General features: G+C 26.4%; 22 protein-coding genes. 7 read left to right on the top strand and 15 right to left on the bottom strand.

The window, feature by feature from the left end; all coding sequences use genetic code 11:
- Nucleotides 1–215 precede the first annotated feature (215 nt).
- Genes fabI through gap form a run of 4 tightly spaced genes read right to left on the bottom strand, consistent with a single transcriptional unit; the run spans nucleotide 216 to nucleotide 3,967 of the window.
- Entirely contained in the window at nucleotides 216–1,043 is an 828-nt protein-coding gene (fabI, locus tag ACERKK_RS01830) for an enoyl-ACP reductase FabI (RefSeq protein WP_373771366.1), read from the bottom strand.
- Complete coding sequence (locus ACERKK_RS01825; protein WP_373771365.1) at nucleotides 1,043–1,753, bottom strand: triose-phosphate isomerase; 711 nt, start codon at nucleotides 1,751–1,753, stop codon at nucleotides 1,043–1,045. The genes fabI and ACERKK_RS01825 overlap by 1 nt, the downstream gene beginning before the upstream one ends.
- Entirely contained in the window at nucleotides 1,753–2,952 is a 1,200-nt protein-coding gene (pgk, locus tag ACERKK_RS01820) for a phosphoglycerate kinase (RefSeq protein ID WP_373771364.1), read from the bottom strand. Before pgk ends, ACERKK_RS01825 begins: the two co-directional genes overlap by 1 nt.
- A 19-nt stretch (nucleotides 2,953–2,971) precedes the next feature.
- On the bottom strand, nucleotides 2,972–3,967 hold the full coding sequence (gap, locus tag ACERKK_RS01815) for a type I glyceraldehyde-3-phosphate dehydrogenase (protein WP_373771363.1): 996 nt from the start codon (nucleotides 3,965–3,967) through the stop codon (nucleotides 2,972–2,974).
- A gap of 90 nt (nucleotides 3,968–4,057) precedes the next feature.
- On the opposite strand from gap, the gene nadD reads away from it, so the two are divergent.
- Nucleotides 4,058–4,588: a nicotinate (nicotinamide) nucleotide adenylyltransferase gene (nadD, locus tag ACERKK_RS01810; RefSeq protein ID WP_373771362.1), complete on the top strand. Its 531-nt coding sequence runs from the start codon at nucleotides 4,058–4,060 to the stop codon at nucleotides 4,586–4,588.
- 23 nt (nucleotides 4,589–4,611) lie between these two features.
- Nucleotides 4,612–4,938 carry a ribosome silencing factor gene (gene rsfS / locus ACERKK_RS01805; RefSeq protein WP_373771361.1) on the top strand — a complete coding sequence of 109 codons (327 nt, stop codon included), beginning with the start codon at nucleotides 4,612–4,614 and terminating at the stop codon, nucleotides 4,936–4,938.
- 25 nt (nucleotides 4,939–4,963) lie between these two features.
- Here rsfS and ACERKK_RS01800 read toward each other — a convergent pair whose 3' ends face one another.
- The 10 genes from ACERKK_RS01800 to ACERKK_RS01755 form a co-directional block, all read right to left on the bottom strand.
- The gene (locus tag ACERKK_RS01800) at nucleotides 4,964–5,086 is read right to left on the bottom strand and encodes a hypothetical protein (protein ID WP_373771360.1); all 123 of its coding nucleotides are present in this window, start codon (nucleotides 5,084–5,086) and stop codon (nucleotides 4,964–4,966) included.
- Entirely contained in the window at nucleotides 5,086–6,675 is a 1,590-nt protein-coding gene (gene argS / locus ACERKK_RS01795) for an arginine--tRNA ligase (protein WP_373771359.1), read from the bottom strand. Before argS ends, ACERKK_RS01800 begins: the two co-directional genes overlap by 1 nt.
- A gap of 9 nt (nucleotides 6,676–6,684) precedes the next feature.
- The gene (gene tatA, locus ACERKK_RS01790) at nucleotides 6,685–6,924 is read right to left on the bottom strand and encodes a twin-arginine translocase TatA/TatE family subunit (protein WP_373771358.1); all 240 of its coding nucleotides are present in this window, start codon (nucleotides 6,922–6,924) and stop codon (nucleotides 6,685–6,687) included.
- 60 nt (nucleotides 6,925–6,984) lie between these two features.
- Nucleotides 6,985–7,371 carry a CrcB family protein gene (locus ACERKK_RS01785; RefSeq protein WP_373771357.1) on the bottom strand — a complete coding sequence of 129 codons (387 nt, stop codon included), beginning with the start codon at nucleotides 7,369–7,371 and terminating at the stop codon, nucleotides 6,985–6,987.
- Nucleotides 7,361–8,047, bottom strand: coding sequence for a lysophospholipid acyltransferase family protein (locus ACERKK_RS01780; protein WP_373771356.1), 687 nt, complete (start codon nucleotides 8,045–8,047; stop codon nucleotides 7,361–7,363). Before ACERKK_RS01780 ends, ACERKK_RS01785 begins: the two co-directional genes overlap by 11 nt.
- Entirely contained in the window at nucleotides 8,034–9,104 is a 1,071-nt protein-coding gene (locus ACERKK_RS01775) for a hypothetical protein (protein WP_373771355.1), read from the bottom strand. The genes ACERKK_RS01780 and ACERKK_RS01775 overlap by 14 nt, the downstream gene beginning before the upstream one ends.
- 42 nt (nucleotides 9,105–9,146) lie before the next feature.
- Nucleotides 9,147–9,818, bottom strand: a complete 672-nt coding sequence (gene purQ, locus ACERKK_RS01770; protein WP_373771354.1) for a phosphoribosylformylglycinamidine synthase I — start codon at nucleotides 9,816–9,818, stop codon at nucleotides 9,147–9,149.
- Between the two features lies 1 nt (nucleotide 9,819).
- Nucleotides 9,820–10,065, bottom strand: coding sequence for a phosphoribosylformylglycinamidine synthase subunit PurS (purS, locus tag ACERKK_RS01765; protein ID WP_373771353.1), 246 nt, complete (start codon nucleotides 10,063–10,065; stop codon nucleotides 9,820–9,822).
- Nucleotides 10,066–10,155: 90 nt separating this feature from the next.
- Complete coding sequence (locus tag ACERKK_RS01760) at nucleotides 10,156–11,109, bottom strand: phosphoribosylaminoimidazolesuccinocarboxamide synthase (protein WP_373771352.1); 954 nt, start codon at nucleotides 11,107–11,109, stop codon at nucleotides 10,156–10,158.
- An 11-nt stretch (nucleotides 11,110–11,120) separates the two neighbouring features.
- Nucleotides 11,121–12,407 carry a S41 family peptidase gene (locus tag ACERKK_RS01755; protein WP_373771351.1) on the bottom strand — a complete coding sequence of 429 codons (1,287 nt, stop codon included), beginning with the start codon at nucleotides 12,405–12,407 and terminating at the stop codon, nucleotides 11,121–11,123.
- A 115-nt stretch (nucleotides 12,408–12,522) separates the two neighbouring features.
- Here ACERKK_RS01755 and ACERKK_RS01750 point away from each other — a divergent pair, with 115 nt between their 5' ends.
- Together ACERKK_RS01750 and ACERKK_RS01745 are read left to right on the top strand one after the other, a co-directional pair.
- Nucleotides 12,523–13,104 (top strand): hypothetical protein, encoded by a 582-nt coding sequence (locus ACERKK_RS01750; protein WP_373771350.1) that lies wholly within the window; start codon nucleotides 12,523–12,525, stop codon nucleotides 13,102–13,104.
- A gap of 8 nt (nucleotides 13,105–13,112) precedes the next feature.
- Nucleotides 13,113–14,099 carry a hypothetical protein gene (locus tag ACERKK_RS01745; RefSeq protein ID WP_373771349.1) on the top strand — a complete coding sequence of 329 codons (987 nt, stop codon included), beginning with the start codon at nucleotides 13,113–13,115 and terminating at the stop codon, nucleotides 14,097–14,099.
- Nucleotides 14,100–14,138: 39 nt separating this feature from the next.
- Here ACERKK_RS01745 and dksA read toward each other — a convergent pair whose 3' ends face one another.
- Entirely contained in the window at nucleotides 14,139–14,507 is a 369-nt protein-coding gene (gene dksA / locus ACERKK_RS01740) for an RNA polymerase-binding protein DksA (protein ID WP_373771348.1), read from the bottom strand.
- 450 nt (nucleotides 14,508–14,957) lie between these two features.
- Between dksA and ACERKK_RS01735 the strand changes: the two genes are divergently transcribed.
- The 3 genes from ACERKK_RS01735 to ACERKK_RS01725 form a co-directional block, all read left to right on the top strand.
- A complete protein-coding gene (locus ACERKK_RS01735; protein ID WP_373771347.1) occupies nucleotides 14,958–16,136 on the top strand; it encodes an ABC transporter permease in 1,179 nt (392 codons plus the stop codon).
- Nucleotides 16,133–16,804, top strand: a complete 672-nt coding sequence (locus ACERKK_RS01730) for an ABC transporter ATP-binding protein (RefSeq protein WP_373771346.1) — start codon at nucleotides 16,133–16,135, stop codon at nucleotides 16,802–16,804. The genes ACERKK_RS01735 and ACERKK_RS01730 overlap by 4 nt, the downstream gene beginning before the upstream one ends.
- On the top strand, nucleotides 16,797–17,535 hold a 739-nt coding region (locus ACERKK_RS01725; RefSeq protein ID WP_373771345.1), incomplete at its 3' end, for a hypothetical protein. The genes ACERKK_RS01730 and ACERKK_RS01725, both read left to right, overlap by 8 nt.

Raw genomic sequence — 17,535 nt, 5'->3', positions numbered from 1 at the left:
GATTGTAATACAAGAGAAAGCCAATTTTTTGGCTTTTTCTTAACGGTCTCTCTCTGACACAATGGCTTCGCTTCGCTGCGACCATTATCTCGTACTTCCCTAAAAAAGCCAAACTCTTGGCTTTTTCTTAACGGTCAGTCTCTGACACAATGGCTTCGCTTCGCTACGACCATTATCTCGTACTTCCCTAAAAAAGCCAAACTCTTGGCTTTTTCTTAACGGTCAGTACCATTCCATGCGATTGTTGGTCTTCCGTTTTCATCAAAGTTAACAGCTGGCATACCCATTACATTGTATCCACAATCAACATAATGAATTTCTCCTGTAACTGCACTTGATAAATTTGATAATAAGTACATACCTGAATTTCCAACTTCCTCAATTGTTACATTTTTCTTTAATGGAGAATGCGATTCATTCCACTTAAGCATAAATCTAAAATCACTAATACCAGCAGCTGCTAAAGTTTTAATAGGACCTGCAGAAATTGCATTTACTCTAATTCCATCTTTTCCTAAATCTTCTGCTAAATATTTTGTTGTCATTTCTAATGCAGCTTTTGCTACACCCATTAAATTATAGTTAGGAATATATTTTGCTCCACCATAATATGTTAATGTTAAAATTGAAGAATCATTTGTTAATAAAGGTTTTAATTCTCTTACAACTTCAATTAAAGAATAAACAGAAACATCCATAGCAACATCAAATGCTTCTTTAGAAATATCATAAAATCTTCCAGAAAGTCCAGATTTAGGAGCAAAAGCAATTGAATGTACAATAAAATCAATTTGACCCATATCTTTTTCAATTGATTCTTTTAATGCTTTAATTTCATCAGGATTTGAAACATCACAAGGATATACATAATCAGCACTTCCAAACTCTTCAGCTATTGGTTCAACTCTTTTTTTTAATGAATCATTTAAATAAGTAAATGCAATTTGTGCACCTTGATCAGCACAAGCTTTTGCAATTCCATAAGCAATAGACTTATTATTTGCAACCCCTAAAATTACACCTTTTTTACCCTTCATAAACATTATACGTCCTTTGTATTTTCAATAATTTGTTTAAAATCTTCAACAATCCAAGATGCAGTACCAATTAAAGCACCATCAACTCCATTTAGTTCACAGATTTCTCTAACATTTGCAACTTTTACAGAACCACCATATAATAATGGTTTTTCAATTTTTGACTTGATTGCTAAATGTACTGATGTAATATCATCATTTGTAGCAGTAACTCCCGTTCCAATTGCCCAAACTGGCTCATAAGCTAAAATAAGATTTTCATAATTAGTATCAATACCTTCAAATTGGCTATAAACATATTCTAAAGTTTGCTCTAGTCCTTGTTCTTTAACTTCTAAAGGCTCACCAATACAATAAATTATTTTATATCCTAACTCTTTATAAAAAGCATATTTAACAGCTATTTCTTCTTGAGTTTCACCTAAAACATGTCTTCTCTCAGAATGTCCAATTAAAATTGTTTTAATAGCAAATTCATCTAATTGTTCTGTTCCAATTTCACCAGTAAAAGAGCCCTTTGCAGTTGCATAAGCATTTTGAGCTCCAATAGTAAAGTTTGAAACAGTATCAAACGAATCAAGTGCTGTAGCTGTTGGGAAAATATAAACATCACTTGATATTTCATTTGATTTTAAAAAATTATTTACTTCATTTACAAATAAAGCAGTTGATTTTCTAGTATGATTTGTTTTAAAGTTACTAGCAATAATTGCCATTAGTTATCCTCAATTACAAGTGCTTTTACACCTGGTAAAATTTTACCTTCAATTAATTCTAATGAAGCTCCACCACCAGTTGAAATAAATGTCATTTCATCTTCATCACCTGTAACTCTAACTAAATCAGCAGTATCTCCACCACCAACAACAGTTGTAGCATAAGAAGATGCAACTGCATGAGAAAGTTTTGTACTTCCTTTTGCAAATTTATCCATTTCATAAACACCCATTGGTCCATTCCATAAAATTGTATTAGCATCATCTAATGCTTGTGCAAATAATAATGCAGTAGCAGGTCCAATATCTAATCCCATCCAATCTTTTGGAATTTCTTGAGCAGTTACAAGTTTAGCGATTGCTTCTTCATTAAAAGCTTCTGCTGCAACAACATCAACAGGTAAATATAATTTAACTCCAAGATCTTTTGCTTCTTGCATAATTTTTAGTGCTTCAGGAATTAAATCATCTTCAACTAAAGAATTACCAACTTCATAACCTAATGCTTTTAGGAATGTAAATGCCATTCCTCCACCAATTAATATCTTATCAACTTTTGGTACTAAATTATGTAAAGCTTCTAATTTACCAGAAACTTTTGAACCACCAACGATTGAAACAAATGGTCTTTTTGGATTATGAACAATATGATGGAAAAATTTTATTTCTTTTGCAAGTAAGAAACCAGCAGCTTTTGAATTAATATCAAAATGTCTTGCAATACCCTCAACAGAAGCATGAGCTCTATGAGAAACACCAAATGCATCATTGATATAAACATCTGCCATTGAAGCTAATTTAGCACTTAATGCTTCATCATTTTTAGTTTCACCAGCTTCAAATCTCATATTCTCTAAAAGCAATATTTCACCAGCTTCTAAACTATTTGATAATGCAATAGTTTCATCACAAATAATACTTGGAGCCATTTTAATTTCTTGTTTTAAAAGAGTATGTAATCTTTTTGCAATTGGTTTTAAAGAAAATTTCTCTTCAAAACCATTTTTTGGTCTACCAAAATGAGATGCTAAAATAATTGAACAATCATTGTCAATACAATATCTAATTGTATTTAAAGCAGATCTAATTCTTCTATCATCAGTAATATTATTATATTCATCCATTGGTACGTTAAAATCGCATCTAATAAATACTCTTTTACCAGCTATATCAATATTTTTAATTTCTTGTAACTTCATTCATCTTTGCCTTATCTAATTATTTCGTAGCTACGTGTACACCCATGTCCACAAGTCTTGTAGAGTAACCCCACTCATTGTCGTACCATGAAAGAACTTTAACCATATTATTTTCAATTACTTGAATAGTATCTAAAGGTACAACTGTTGATAATGATTCACCAATAAAATCAGAACTAACTCTACCTTCAGTATCAACACCTAAAATACCAGCTAAGTTACCAGTTGAAGCTTCTGTAAATGCAGCTTGAACTTCTTCTAAAGTTACATTCTTATTTAAAGTAACTGTTAAATCAACCATAGAAACATTTGGCGTTGGTACTCTAATTGCTTGACCATTTAATTTACCATTTAAGTGAGGCATTACTTTTCCAATTGCTTTTGCAGCACCAGTTGATGCAGGAATTAAGTTAGTAGCCCCTGCTCTTCCTTTTCTTGGATCTTTTTTGTCTTTTCCATCTAAAATTGGTTGAGAACTAGTGTATGAGTGAATTGTAGTCATTAAACCTTTTTCAATTCCAAAGTTATCATCTAAAACTTTTGTAATTGGAGCTAATCCATTTGTAGTACAAGAAGCATTAGAAACAATTGATTGACCAGCATAAGTTTCTTCATTAGCACCCATTACGAATGTTGCAGTATCATCTTTTGCAGGTGCAGACATAACAACTTTTTTAATTCCATTATCAATGTAAGCTTGACATGATTCTTCTGTTAAAAATGCACCCGTACACTCTAAAACAACTTCTGCTCCATATTGTGCAAAGTTAATTTTAGCTGGTTCTCTTTCACTAATTAATTTAGCTTTATCTTTACCAATATAGATAAATCCATCTTCTACTTTAATATCTGGTCTGTTACCATGAACTGTATCATATTTAAGATTATATTGAATCATCTCTTCGCTACCACTTGCATTTGCAGCTACTAATTCAACATCATCTCTATCTGCAACAATTCTTGCTACACATCTTCCAATTCTACCTAATCCATTTATTGCAACTTTAACAGCCATATTTTCCCTTTAATTAATTATCGTTTGGTAGATATTTTATCCAAATATTGCTATAATATTATTTAAGTATAAAATAAAGGTATTAATTAGGTGCAAATTGCAATATTTGGTGGAAGTTTTGACCCAGTTCACATGGCACATGTTACGATTGTAAACAAGGCATTAGAATCGCTTGAAATTGACAAAATTATTGTGGTTCCTACGTATTTAAATCCCTTTAAAAATCATTTTTATTTAGACCCTAATCTTAGATTTTCATTGTTAAAAAAAGTTTTTGATAACAATGAAAAAATTGAAGTTTGTAATTATGAAATAAAACAAATGAAACCTGTTTATTCAATTGAAACGGTTAAATATTTAAAAAATTTATATAATGCGTCAAAAATTTATATAATTATTGGCCAAGACAATGTAAATGATTTAAATAAATGGCATAAAATTGATGAACTAAAAGAAATTGCAGAATTTGTAATTGCAAGAAGAATAGGTTATAAACATAGAGAACTTAACGGTTTTAAGATTTTAGAAGTAGATATAAACATTAGCTCTACTAAATTAAGAGAAAAACTTGATTTAAATTTTATCCCAGAACAAATAAAAGAAGATATAATAAATCTTTAAAGAAAAGAAAAAGGTAAGAATTCTTGAATAGACTAGAAACTATTAAAACGCTTTTAAACGAAAAAAAAGCAGAAGATATTGAAGTTATTGATTTAACATCAAAAGATTATATTGTTGATTATGTTGTAATTGCAACAACACTTAACTCAAAACATGGATTTGCATTATTAAACTATTTAAAAGAAGAACTAAAACCACTTGGTGAAGAGTTCTTAAGAGTAAATGAAGATGATAATTGGACTGTAATTGATTTAGGAGATATGTTTATTCACTTAATGAGTGAAGAATATAGAAAAAAATACTCTTTAGAAGATTTTTTAACTAAATTAGATAATAAGATTGAGTACTAATAAATAAAAGGTTAAAACCTTTTATTTATTCAGCAGCACCTCGTAATAATTTATTATAATTACTAGTGGCGTCTTTGGCACCACCCATATTATCAGTATAAATTGCAATCGCAATAACAGCAGCAAATATAAGTAGAGCCCATTTCATTACATTACTTCCTTAGCCTTTATCCCCAATAAATCCAATCCTGTTCTAATACTTAATGAGGAAATACTTAATACTTTTAAGTACATGTTTTGTTCATCTGAACCAACAATTTTATGTTCATTGTAAAATCTATGAATAGATGATGCAAGTGAATATAAATAATCTGTAATTTTTTGCATATCTCTTTTTGCAAATGCTTCATTTAAAATTGAACCTAATAATAATGATTCATAAATTAAATTTAAACCATCTTGATTTAATGTATCAAATTTCTCATTTTTAATATCATCAAATGATAATTCAGCTTTTTTAAATACCTGATTTATTCTAGCATGTGCATAATTAATATAAAATATAGGATTTGATGAATCTTGATTTGTTAATCTATCTAAATCAAATTCTAAATGTGTATCACTTTTTTTAGTTAAGAATACAAATCTTAATGCATCTGAACCAATTTCTTCTGTAATATCAGACATTAAAATAACATTACCTGCTCTTTTAGACATCTTATATGGTTCTCCACCTTTTAATAGTGAAACCATTTGTGATAATAAAATTTCTAATTTTGAAGAATCATTACCTAAAAATTCAATTGCTGCTTTTACTCTTGTAATATATCCATGATGATCAGCACCCCAGATATTAATATACTCATCAAAAGCTCTATCATATTTGTTTTTATGGTAAATAATATCACCAGCTAAATATGTAGGAATTCCATTGTCTCTTACAACAACTCTATCTACATCATCACCAATTTGTGTTGATCTTATCCATACTTTATCATCTTTTGTATATAAAGAATCATTCTTTTCTAAAACACTTCTTGTTTCATCCCAAGATGAATATAAAGAATTTTCAGAAACAAAGTTATCAAAAGTAATTTTTAAATCACCTAAATCTTTAACGATAATATCCATAACTAAATCTTTTGCAAAAAATGCAATTTCTTTATGTTTAGATTGATCATAAATAACGTCTTTACCAAATTTTTCAATTACAGTTTTAGCGATATCTATTAAATAATCGCCTCTATAATAAGACTCAGGATAAACAACATCTTCATTAAATATAAACTCTTTTGCAGCAAGACATACAGATAAACCTAACATGTCCATTTGTGAACCTGCATCATTTATATAATACTCAGTAGTTATATCAAAACCTAAATGTCTTCCAACTCTAGCAATTGCATCACCTTGAATTGCACCACGTGCATGTCCAATATGTAAAGGCCCAGTTGGGTTTGCTGATACATACTCTAATAAAATCTTTTTATTTTTATCTTCTTCTTTACAATAATTACTAGAACTTGATAAAGCATCATTAACTAGTGATTCTAAAAAAGAGTTTGATAATTTGAAATTGATAAAACCTTTTACAGCTTCAACTTTTTCAAACATATCTGAATCTTTAAATTTAGCAGCTAACTCTTCTGCTATAATCATAGGTGATTTTCTTAACTCTTTTGCTAAAGAAAAAGCTACTGGAGTAGCATAATGACCAAGAGAAATATCTTTTGGTTTTTCTAGTACTAAACTTGTTTCTAATATATCTTCAATATTTTTTTTAACTAAATTTTGCAATTTCCACTCTTATACAGTTGTTTTTTCGTTTTTATCTTCAGTTTTTGTTTTATCTTCAGCTTTTTTTTCTATTTCATCAGCTTTTGATTTATCAGCTACATCAGTTTCATCATCATCTTTTATTGCTTTTTTGAAGTTTTTAATTCCAGAACCTAGACCTTTTGCTAATTCAGGTATTTTTTTACCACCAAATAACAACAATACTACTAGTGCAATTAATATCCATTCCATACCACCTGGCATTCCCATGATATATCCTTATATTTTCTTTTATTATAACTTTTTAATGCTTAAAAATTTTTGCAGTATTTATCTAAGTAAATAATGAAATAGTTTATATCCCGAACCAGCTGCAATAATAGTACCAAATAGGTTTAGTGCCATATTAGTTAATGCTAAATATATTGATGTTCCAAATAATAAATATGACTCAATTGCAAAAGTTGAGTAAGTAGTAAGTGCGCCTAAAAAACCTGTTGTTAAAAAGGATTTTAAAGGTGTTGATAGATTGTAATTTGCAAAATATGCAAATAAAATTCCAATTAAGAATGAGCCTAATACATTAACAAATAAAATACCAACTGGAAACTCTAATGGTACATATTTATTAGCAATATGAACGCTGTAAGCTCTTGCAATTGCACCAAGAAAACCTCCGCATCCAATTGCTAAGATAGTTTGCCAACTAAGTAGCATTAACTTTTAACTCTTCTTCAAATCTAGCTTTCATTGTTATTTCTAAATCTTCAAACCAAGTTGTATTTTTATCAGCTTGTACAGGATCTAAATATATTACTTTTACAGTTCCTGGTTTTGCTTTTAGATTTTTAGAATCCACAATATTTCTTGTATTAAATAAAAGAACTGGTTGAATTTTTAGATTAAACTTATTTGCAACCATTTTAGCACCAGCTTTAAACTTTAGTATTTTACTACCATCAGATCTTGTACCTTCTGGAAACATTGCAATTGGTCTACCTTTTGATAGTCTATCTCTAACTTCTTTTAATAAAAAAATAATTCCTGCTTTATTTTCTCTATCAATTGAAATCATTCTTGGAGCCTTAATAATATGGCCAAAGAAAAATAAATCTGATATCTCTTTTTTAGCAACCCATGCTAAATCTCTATTATGAATATGCTCCATTACAATAATATCAAGTAAAGATTGGTGGTTCATTAAAACCATATCACATGATTCATCAATAGAACCAATAGTTTCAATTTTTATACCTAAAATTTTAATTTGGAATTTCATCCAAAATTTTATAATTTTATGGGTATGATTTCTAAATAAGTACATTGCAAGAACTGTAAATGCAACAGTTATTGAAAATTGAATTACTAATATAATCCCTCTAATTCTTTCCAAAATTTTCTTCCTTTACCCAACCAATAAATTTATTATCAATTCCCATAACTTTTATAAAGTTCTTTTTCTGATTTAATACTTCAACTTTTTGCTCACTATCTAATTTAAAAAAGATAGTAGAATTTTTTGTAGGTAGTATATAAATATAAGAATCTTTTTTAACAACACCTATTTTATTTGGCATTAAATATAATATAGTTAAAACTAATAATATTAAAGAGATAAATAAATAAAATTTATTTCTTTTCCAAATTAATAAAATAATAAATATAAGTAAAACAGCGACTAATGCGATTTTCTTGTATTTTTCAAAACTAGAATCATTTGGATTTAAATCAGTTTGTGTACTTACTAGTTCATTTTGTAAAATTAATGGCACTGTAACTTCTTGAAAGCTTTTAGTACTCGTATTATAGTAATTAAAAACTATCTTTTTTTTATGTACAGGCATTACAAAATAATATATTAAGTTTTGTTCTGGATAATTATCTGTAATTTTTGAAATACCCTGCTCTTCTATCTCTTTTAAAACAAAATCTTCAAGATTTGAATTTTCAGCATCAATATCAATAATAGTTAAAGAATCTTTATTATTGTATTGTTTTGTTTTATATGCTTTTATATGAAGGCTTTTAGCGATAACATTAGAAAATCTTTTATCATTATTTGCTATATCAAGATATCTTACAACAACCGATTGTAAAACAGTACTTTCAGTTATTTCATCATCTTGTATTAAATTAACAGTAAAATCTGGCAGTTGGAAATTGCCATTTCCTGCTTTAAAGTAATATCTATTTTCATAATTATTATTTGATACTTTTGTCCATTGACTTTGAGGATTTAAAACATCAATATTTGTTGAATTAGAAAAAGACGTACTAATATTATCAACAGTAGTGGGTGTTGTTATCAAAGCTTTTATAACTATTTCAAATCTTTGATTATTGTAAACTTGATCAGGAACTTTTAGGTAAGACAGATAGATATTTTTAGCGGCATAAATATTGATTGATAAAAAAATATTCGCTAAAATCAATATAAATAATTTTTTCATACTCTTCTTCTTTTATAAAAAAGATAGGAAAGACCTATCTTTTTATTGTAAAAAACCTTTTAGCATATTAACTCCATCATCACAACCAAGAAGTTCTTCCATTGCTCGTTCTGGATGAGGCATTAAACCAAATACATTTTTTTCTTTGTTACAAATACCAGCAATATTCGAAACAGAACCATTTAAATTTTTTGCTTCCCCATTTTCTTCACAGTATTTTAAAAGAATTTGACCATTTTCTTCTAAATCTTTTAAACCTGCATTATCGATAAAATAGTTACCATCATGGTGTGCAACAGGAATATTTAAAACATCATCTTTTTTTAATAAAGATAAAAATGTATTATCATTATTAATTACTTTTAAAGTTTGATATTTTGAAATAAAATGTAATGAATCATTTCTTTTCATAGCCCCTGGTAATAAACCAGCTTCTAAAAGAATTTGAAAACCATTACAAATACCTAAAATTTTTCCACCATTTGCAGCATATTCTTGAACAGAGTCCATAATATTTGCAAATCTAGCAATAGCACCAGATCTTAAGTAGTCTCCATAAGAAAATCCACCAGGAATAACTAAAAGATCAGTATCTAAAGGAATATTTTTATCTTTATGCCAAACTATTTCTACATCTGCGCCTAATTTTTCAAAAGCATACTGAGTATCGTACTCACAGTTTGTTCCTGGAAATTGTAATACTGAAACTTTCATATTAACCTACTATTTCGATTTCATAATCTTCAATAACAGTATTTGCAAGAAGTTTTTCACACATTTTTACAACTTCTGCTTTAGCATCAGTTTCATTTGAAGAGTTTAATTCCATTATGATTTGTTTACCAATTCTTACGTCTTTAACTACTTCACTAAATCCTAAAGTATCTAATGCATGATGAGTTGCTTTACCTTGATCATCAAGTACACCTTGTTTTAATCCTACATTTACAATTGCTTTCATTTATTACCTTCAATTTATTTTTTGCGATTATATCTAAAACTGCCTTATATCAGTTTAGAACAAATGAGCATATAATGCTCTACTTTAAAACTACTTACTTAATCTATTGTGAATAGTGCTATAACCATCTAAGATTGTATTTTTAATAGAATCTGGAACTTCAACATCTAATTTTTCACCAGCTTTTAAATCTTTAGCTTTTTCTTTCCAAGAGTTTTCTTTTGCAAAGTTACGAAGAATTTGCTTATCCATTGAAATATAATCAGCTTTATCAAAATCTTCTTTTGCTATAAATCTTGAGCTTTCAGGTGTTAAAACTTCATCACCTAAAACCCATTGACCTTTTGAATCAATAAAAATTTCAAATTTTGTATCAACAACAATAATTCCATTATCTTCAGCATATTTTGTAAAATCTTTAAATAACTTTTCCATACTTGAAATAATTTCAGGGAATTGTTCTTTTACTTTTGCAGAGTTTAATGGTTCATCTTTAATTCCTTTTGTAGTAGGAGTAAAGATTGGTGTTTCAAATTTATGCCATTGTTCTAAATCACTTCCTAATTCTAAACCATAAGGATCATTTCCACTTTGACATGCATCAAATAAAGAACCTGTTAGGTAATTTCTGAAAATAAATTCGAATTGAACTACATCTCCATCAATTTGGGCTTCTAAAGGTTTACATAATTCCATAAGTTGACATCTTGGTGCTATTTCTAAACTATCATCAACTTTTTCAGATAAAATTGCAGTTCTTATACCTGATTCTTTAGCAAATTGTGCTCCACTATTAGAAATAGCTGTTTGCCAAATACCTTTTCCTTCAATCTCAAGATTTAATGGAATATCAAAAACAGAACATCTATCACTTCTTACTAATAGTACTTTTGCATCTTCACCTGGACAAGTATAAAGATCAGCATTTTTTCCAATATAAAATAGGTTATATCCTAACTCTTCTAATTGTGAAATACCTTTTTTTGATGTTGTTTTCTTTGATTCTGGCCAAAGACCAAGTGCTACAATATCACTAATTTTCATTTATTCTCCTATTATTTATTCATTATAATTAAACTTTTTAAAATGCCTAAAGATGTATTTAATTGATTGTCTTTTGCTACATCTTCTTCTGATATAATCTTTTTGTTAGTTTTATCTTCAGTTTTTGCTGGTTTTTTTACTTCAGTTTTTTCTAATTCACCTTCTAAATGTTTTTTTAAATCAGCTTCTTTTATTTTGAATTCAGAGCCTGTTTCTTGAGTTGTAACTCCTGCATGAGCAATAATATCTGGAGTAACTCCAACTGCTTGAATAGTTCTACCACTTGGTAAATAATATTTAGCAATTGTTAATTTTATATTTTCACTTCTATCTTTTGATATTGGAAGAACAGCTTGAACAGAACCTTTTCCAAATGTTTTTTCACCAATTACAATTGCACGTTTATGATCTTGTAATGCACCTGATACAATTTCAGAAGCTGATGCTGAACCACCATTTACAAGTACTACTAAAGGTAATTTTGTAACTGTATTTGAAGTAGTTGCTTCAAATTTTTCTTCATCTTCAGGGTTTCTACCTTTTTGAGAAACAATTACACCTTCATCAACAAATAAATCTACAACACCAATTGCTTGAGATAATAAACCACCTGGGTTATTTCTTAAATCTAAAACAATTCCTTCTACGTCTTTATTATTATCAATGGCTTTTTCTAAACCATCTGTTACTTTTCTATCAAAACTTGTAACTCTTAAGTATAAATATTTTTGATTTTCTATTCTTTTTGCAAATACTGATTGGATTTTTATAATATCTCTAGTGATTTTAATTTTTAAAGGTTCGCTTTCGCCTTTTCTAACGATTGTTAAGTAAATATCTGTGTTTACTTTTCCTCTCATTAAAGAAACTGCTTCATCAAGAGTCATGTTTAGTGTTGATTTATCATTGATTTTTAAAATAATATCAGATGATTTAATTCCAGCTTTAAAAGCAGGAGTGTCATCAATTGGTGAAATTACAGTTAAAGCAGAATCTCTCATACCAACAGTAATACCAAGTCCACCAAATTCACCTTTAGTTTGTATACTCATTTCTTTTGATGATTTTTTGTCTAAATAACTAGAATGAGCATCTAGTTCTTGCATTAGACCTTTAAGTGATTTATTAACTATTTCTTCTAGTTTTATATCATCAACATAGTACTTTTCTACTGTACCTATAACTTTAGTTAATTTTGATAATGATTCAAACCTAGTTTGTTCAGGAATCTCTTCTTTTGCAAAAAGTGATTGTGACAAAAATAATGTGATTGTTGTAGCTAGTAATAATCTCTTCATCTTGTTTATAACCTTTTAAATTTATGAACATAGATTATACAAAAAAGTTTATAAAAGTAAGGTTTTATCAAAAATTTTGTACTATATCAACTAGTTTCAATAAAGGTTGTTAAATATGAGTATGAAAGAAAATGTTAAACTTGTAAAAGATGAACTAAATAGTGAGGAAAAGTTCATTGAAGGTTTCGTAAAAGTTGAGAGAATTTACAAAAAATATAAAGCATTAATCTTTGCTCTTTGTGCAATAATAATTATTGCAGTTGTTGGTTTTAGCGTAAATAGTTATATAACTAATAAAAACAAAGTTCAAGCAAATATAGCATTTGATACTTTGCTTCAAAACCCTAATGACAAAGATGCATTAGAAACTTTAAAAAGTACAAATAAAAAATTATATGATGTAGTTATTTATTTACAAGCAAAAAAAGAGAATAAAGATGTTGAAATAAATGTTCCATTTTTAAAAGAATTAGCAGATTATCAAAAAGCATTAAAAACTAAAAGTATTGATGAGTTAAATACATTATCAATGCAAAATGATTTCTTATTAAAAGAGTTTGCAATTTTTAATAAAGCATTAATTTTGACTGAACAAGCTAAATATAAAGAAGCAAGAGTTGCATTAAATTTAATTCCTAGTACTTCAAAAGTTTTTGAATTAGCTAGTTTATTAAAACATCATTTACTAACAAAATAAGGATTAATATGAAATATCTTTTTCTTTCATTAACAGCATTATTTATATTTACAGGATGTTCAGAAAAGAAATACTTTGAACCAAAAAATATTAATGATGATTTAAATATAAAACAAAGTGAAGTTTCTTCATCAATAAAAACATTTAATAGATCAAATGCAACACTTAAAGATGGAAAATTTATTACAAAAGATGGAATATCTGAAATTTCATTACCAGAAAATTTTGTATTTTTAAATACAAGTGATGATGGAAAAATATTAGCAACAAACCATAAAAATAAAATACTTATTGATAAAAAAGAAGTAGAAGTAAGTGGAATAGTTGTAGCAGCATCATTAAAGAATGGAAAACTTGCATTAATTTATTCTGATAATAAATTAGAATTAATTGATATTAATACAGATAAAATATTATTTAAAGAATATTTAACAGTATCATTAGCAAATGATACAAGAATCACAAATCCATTTTTTATGGGTAATCTAATCCTTTACCCTACACTTAATGGAAGAATAGTAATTATCTCTTCTATTTCAAATGAGATAGTAAAAAATATTTCAATAGACCCAGAAGGTGAGTTTAATAATATTATCTTTTTAGATATTATTGAAGATTCACAAACATTAATTGCAGCAACAGCAAATAAAGTTGTATCAATATCTTCAAAAGAAATTTTATCAAAAAAATATGAATTAAGAGATGTGATTATAAATAATAGTAATGTTTATATTGCAACTATTGATGGTCAAATTATAAAACTAAGTGATGATTTAAAAGAGATTTCTAAAAAGAAGTATAAATATTCAAAAATTTATGCTTTAGCTTTTTCTGATTCATTATATGCAGTAGAATCACAAGGATTCTTAATTAAAATCTCAGAAGATTTTAAAACAGAAAAAATTTATGAGTTTGACTTTGATAATGAGAAAAAAGTTATAGCAATAGATAATAAAATCTATTTTGACTCTGAATATATAACTTTACCTAAATAAACAGTTAAGATTTTCTTAACTGTTTACTGCTAATTACTTTTATTTACTTTTTTTAGCTTCTTCTTTTTCAAAAGCTGTTCTACACTCTGTACAAAATTTAGCAAATGGTTTTGCTTTTAATCTTCCTAATGGAATCGTAACTCCACACATATCACAAATCCCATAACTACCATCTTTAATCTTTTTTAGAGATTCATCTATTTGATTTAGTTCCGCAATTTGATGATTTGCTATCATACCTTCTGTAAAAGAATCACTTGCTAATTCAGCATAATCTAATTCATCATTAATTTCTTGCGATTTTAAGTCATCAATATTATTTCTAGTACTATTAATACTAGTAAGAATATCTTCTCTTCTTTGAGTTAAAATTTTATTTAATTCTTCTATTTGAATTCTATTTGGCACGAATTCTCTCCTTAGTTAAATACTTGTTTTATATTATATATATAAAAGCTTTATAGTTAGTGAAATTATAAATTATAATAGATGCAATATAATAGCATTTAAGCATAAAATTCAATTATAATTAAATATTAAATAATGATTTTTAACAAATAATTAACCATTAAAAGTTAAAATACTTATTATAAATTATGGAGTACTATATCACAACTTTATCAAAAATATTTTTATTCTCAATTTCGCTATTACTATCATTTTTTTTCTATTTTGTATTTATTCATTCAAAATCAAAAAATAATAGTATTTTATACACAAAAACAATAAGTACAATAACCAAACTACCAAACTTATCTTATTCAACTTCTTTTTATGAAGCACGAATTAAAGAGTATAAAGATTTCTCTTTTAAGATTTATCCGCAGCAATTGCAATTAAGCTATATGGAATTTGTTTATGAAAATTAGTATTTTTTTAAATTTTCTATTATTACAAATAGTTACAAATAAATCTAAACATTTAGCAATATTTATTATCTCTACATTAATAATATTTATAATGGCATCTGTAATGTTTTTATCATCATCAATTCAAAAACATATTTACACTACATTAGATGCACAAAGTGATTTTGTAATACAAAAAATTAATTCAGGAAAAATTGTAAATACTCCAAATTCTTGGATTGATGATTTTTCAGAAATTAGTGCTGTAAAAAATGTACAGCAAAGAGTTTTTGGACAATACTACTATGAATCTGAAAATATTTATTTTACAATTGTAGGTGTTGATTTATTTGAAGAATCTACAAATAAAAATATAAAAAAACTATTAGAGCTTTTAGATATTTCAGATTTTTTAGATAAGGATTCTATGATTATTGGTAATGGTGTAAAACAAATATTTGATAAATATAGATATAAAAACTCTTTTGATTTTGTTTTAAATAATAGAGAATTAAAAAAAATATCTATTTATAAAGATTTACCTATAAGTTCAAATTTAGTTGCAAATGACTTAATAATAATGGATATTTCACTTGCTAAAGAGATTCTAAATATTCCTCAAAATGAATCTACTGATATTGTATTAAATGTCCCAAATGAATTAGAAAGAGATACCGTTAAAAATGATTTAATTTTTAAACATTTAGATATTAGAGTGATTAAAAAAAGTGATATTAAAAAACTATATGAAAATATATTTAACTATAAAGGTGGAATATTTTTAATTTTATATATTATTGTAATTATTACATTTATTCTAATTTTATATCAAAGATACTCCATGATAACATCAGTTGATAAAAAAGAGATTGGAATACTTAGAGCTGTTGGTTGGAGTATTGCTGATGTAATTAAACTAAAGATTTCAGAAACATTTTTAATAGCATTTATTTCATTTCTTTTAGGTGTAATATTAGCTTATATTTTCGTATTTTTATTTAATGCACCAATTTTAAATAATATTTTTTTAGGATTTCAAAATCTTAATAATACAATTGTTTTAGATCCACATATTAATATAAGCAACTTATTTATGTTATTTTTATTTTTTGTGATTCCATATATAAGTGCTATATTAATTCCTGTTTGGAAAATCTCAACAATTGAACCAAGTGAAAGTATGAAATGATAAAAATAGAAAATTTAAATAAAATATTTAATGAAAATACTAAAAAAGAGTTTCATGCTTTAAAAGATATAAGTTTTGAGATTGATGATTATTCATGTGTATTATTAAAAGGAATTAGTGGAAGTGGCAAATCTACACTATTATCAATTATAGGTGCTTTATCAAAACCAACATCAGGTTCTATTATAATTGATGATGAAAATATTGCTAAACTTCCTGATTTATATACTTCATCATTTAGAGCATCAAAATTAGGTTTTATTTTTCAATCATATAATTTATTTAATCATCTTGATGTAAAAAGCAATGTTTTAATTCCTCTAATTCCACTAGGTTTTAATCAAACACAAATTAATAAGAAAGTAAATAAAGCATTAGAATTAGCAAATATAACACATAAAATAGATGAAATAGTATTAAACCTTTCAGGTGGAGAAAAACAACGTGTAGCAATTGCTAGAGCATTAGTTAATGAGCCAAATATTATCTTATGTGATGAACCAACAGCAAATCTAGATTTACATAATTCAAAAAAATTTATTGAGGTAATAAAAAAATTAAAATCATTAAATAAAACAATTATTATAGCAACTCATGATCCTATTTTTGATACATGTGATTTTGTAGATAAAATAATAAATATTAAAAATGGACAAATAGTTGAATAATATTCTTTTATCAAATGAAGTAATTATATTTTTATTTACTCAAGTCATATTATTTATTTTACTAATTATCGCTTTTTATTATTCACTTACAATTATAAATAAATGGGATTATTCAAAAACTACTTCAACTCAATATAAACTTGAAAAACGTTCATATCTTGTAATATTAATTACCTCATTTGTAATGCTTATTAAAATATTTTTGATGCCTTATTTTGCCTTTACTATTGATAAACTATCAAATATAATACCAGGTGCTATGTGTGCAGCTGGTGTTATAAGTGCAAATGATTATGGAGGACCTTTATTTGTATTAAAACTATTTATTGTATTTTTTATTGCTTTATGGTTAATAATAAATAAATTTGATTTAAAATCTAAAGAGTATAAATATACAAAAGTAAAATTTATTTTTTTTATATTTATTTTCTTTCTTATTCTAATAGAAACAATTATTGATATTTTATATTTTACAAACATTTCTACAAAAGAGCCTGTTTTATGTTGTACTGTAATTTTTGGAACTGCTACAACTTCTTCAACTATTCCATTTAATCTAAGTATTACTTTATTATTAGTTCTATTCTATTTATTATATTTTTTATTAATTATTGCAAATATTCAAAAACAAAAGTTTTTGAATTTTATAACATCAATGCTTTTTATTTATATTTCTTATTTTGCAGTTACATATTTTTTCTCAACTTATATATATGAATTACCTACTCATC

Source organism: Poseidonibacter sp. (assembly GCF_041821165.1).
Taxonomy (GTDB): domain Bacteria; phylum Campylobacterota; class Campylobacteria; order Campylobacterales; family Arcobacteraceae; genus Poseidonibacter.
This window is presented reverse-complemented; position numbering and strand designations above follow the sequence as displayed.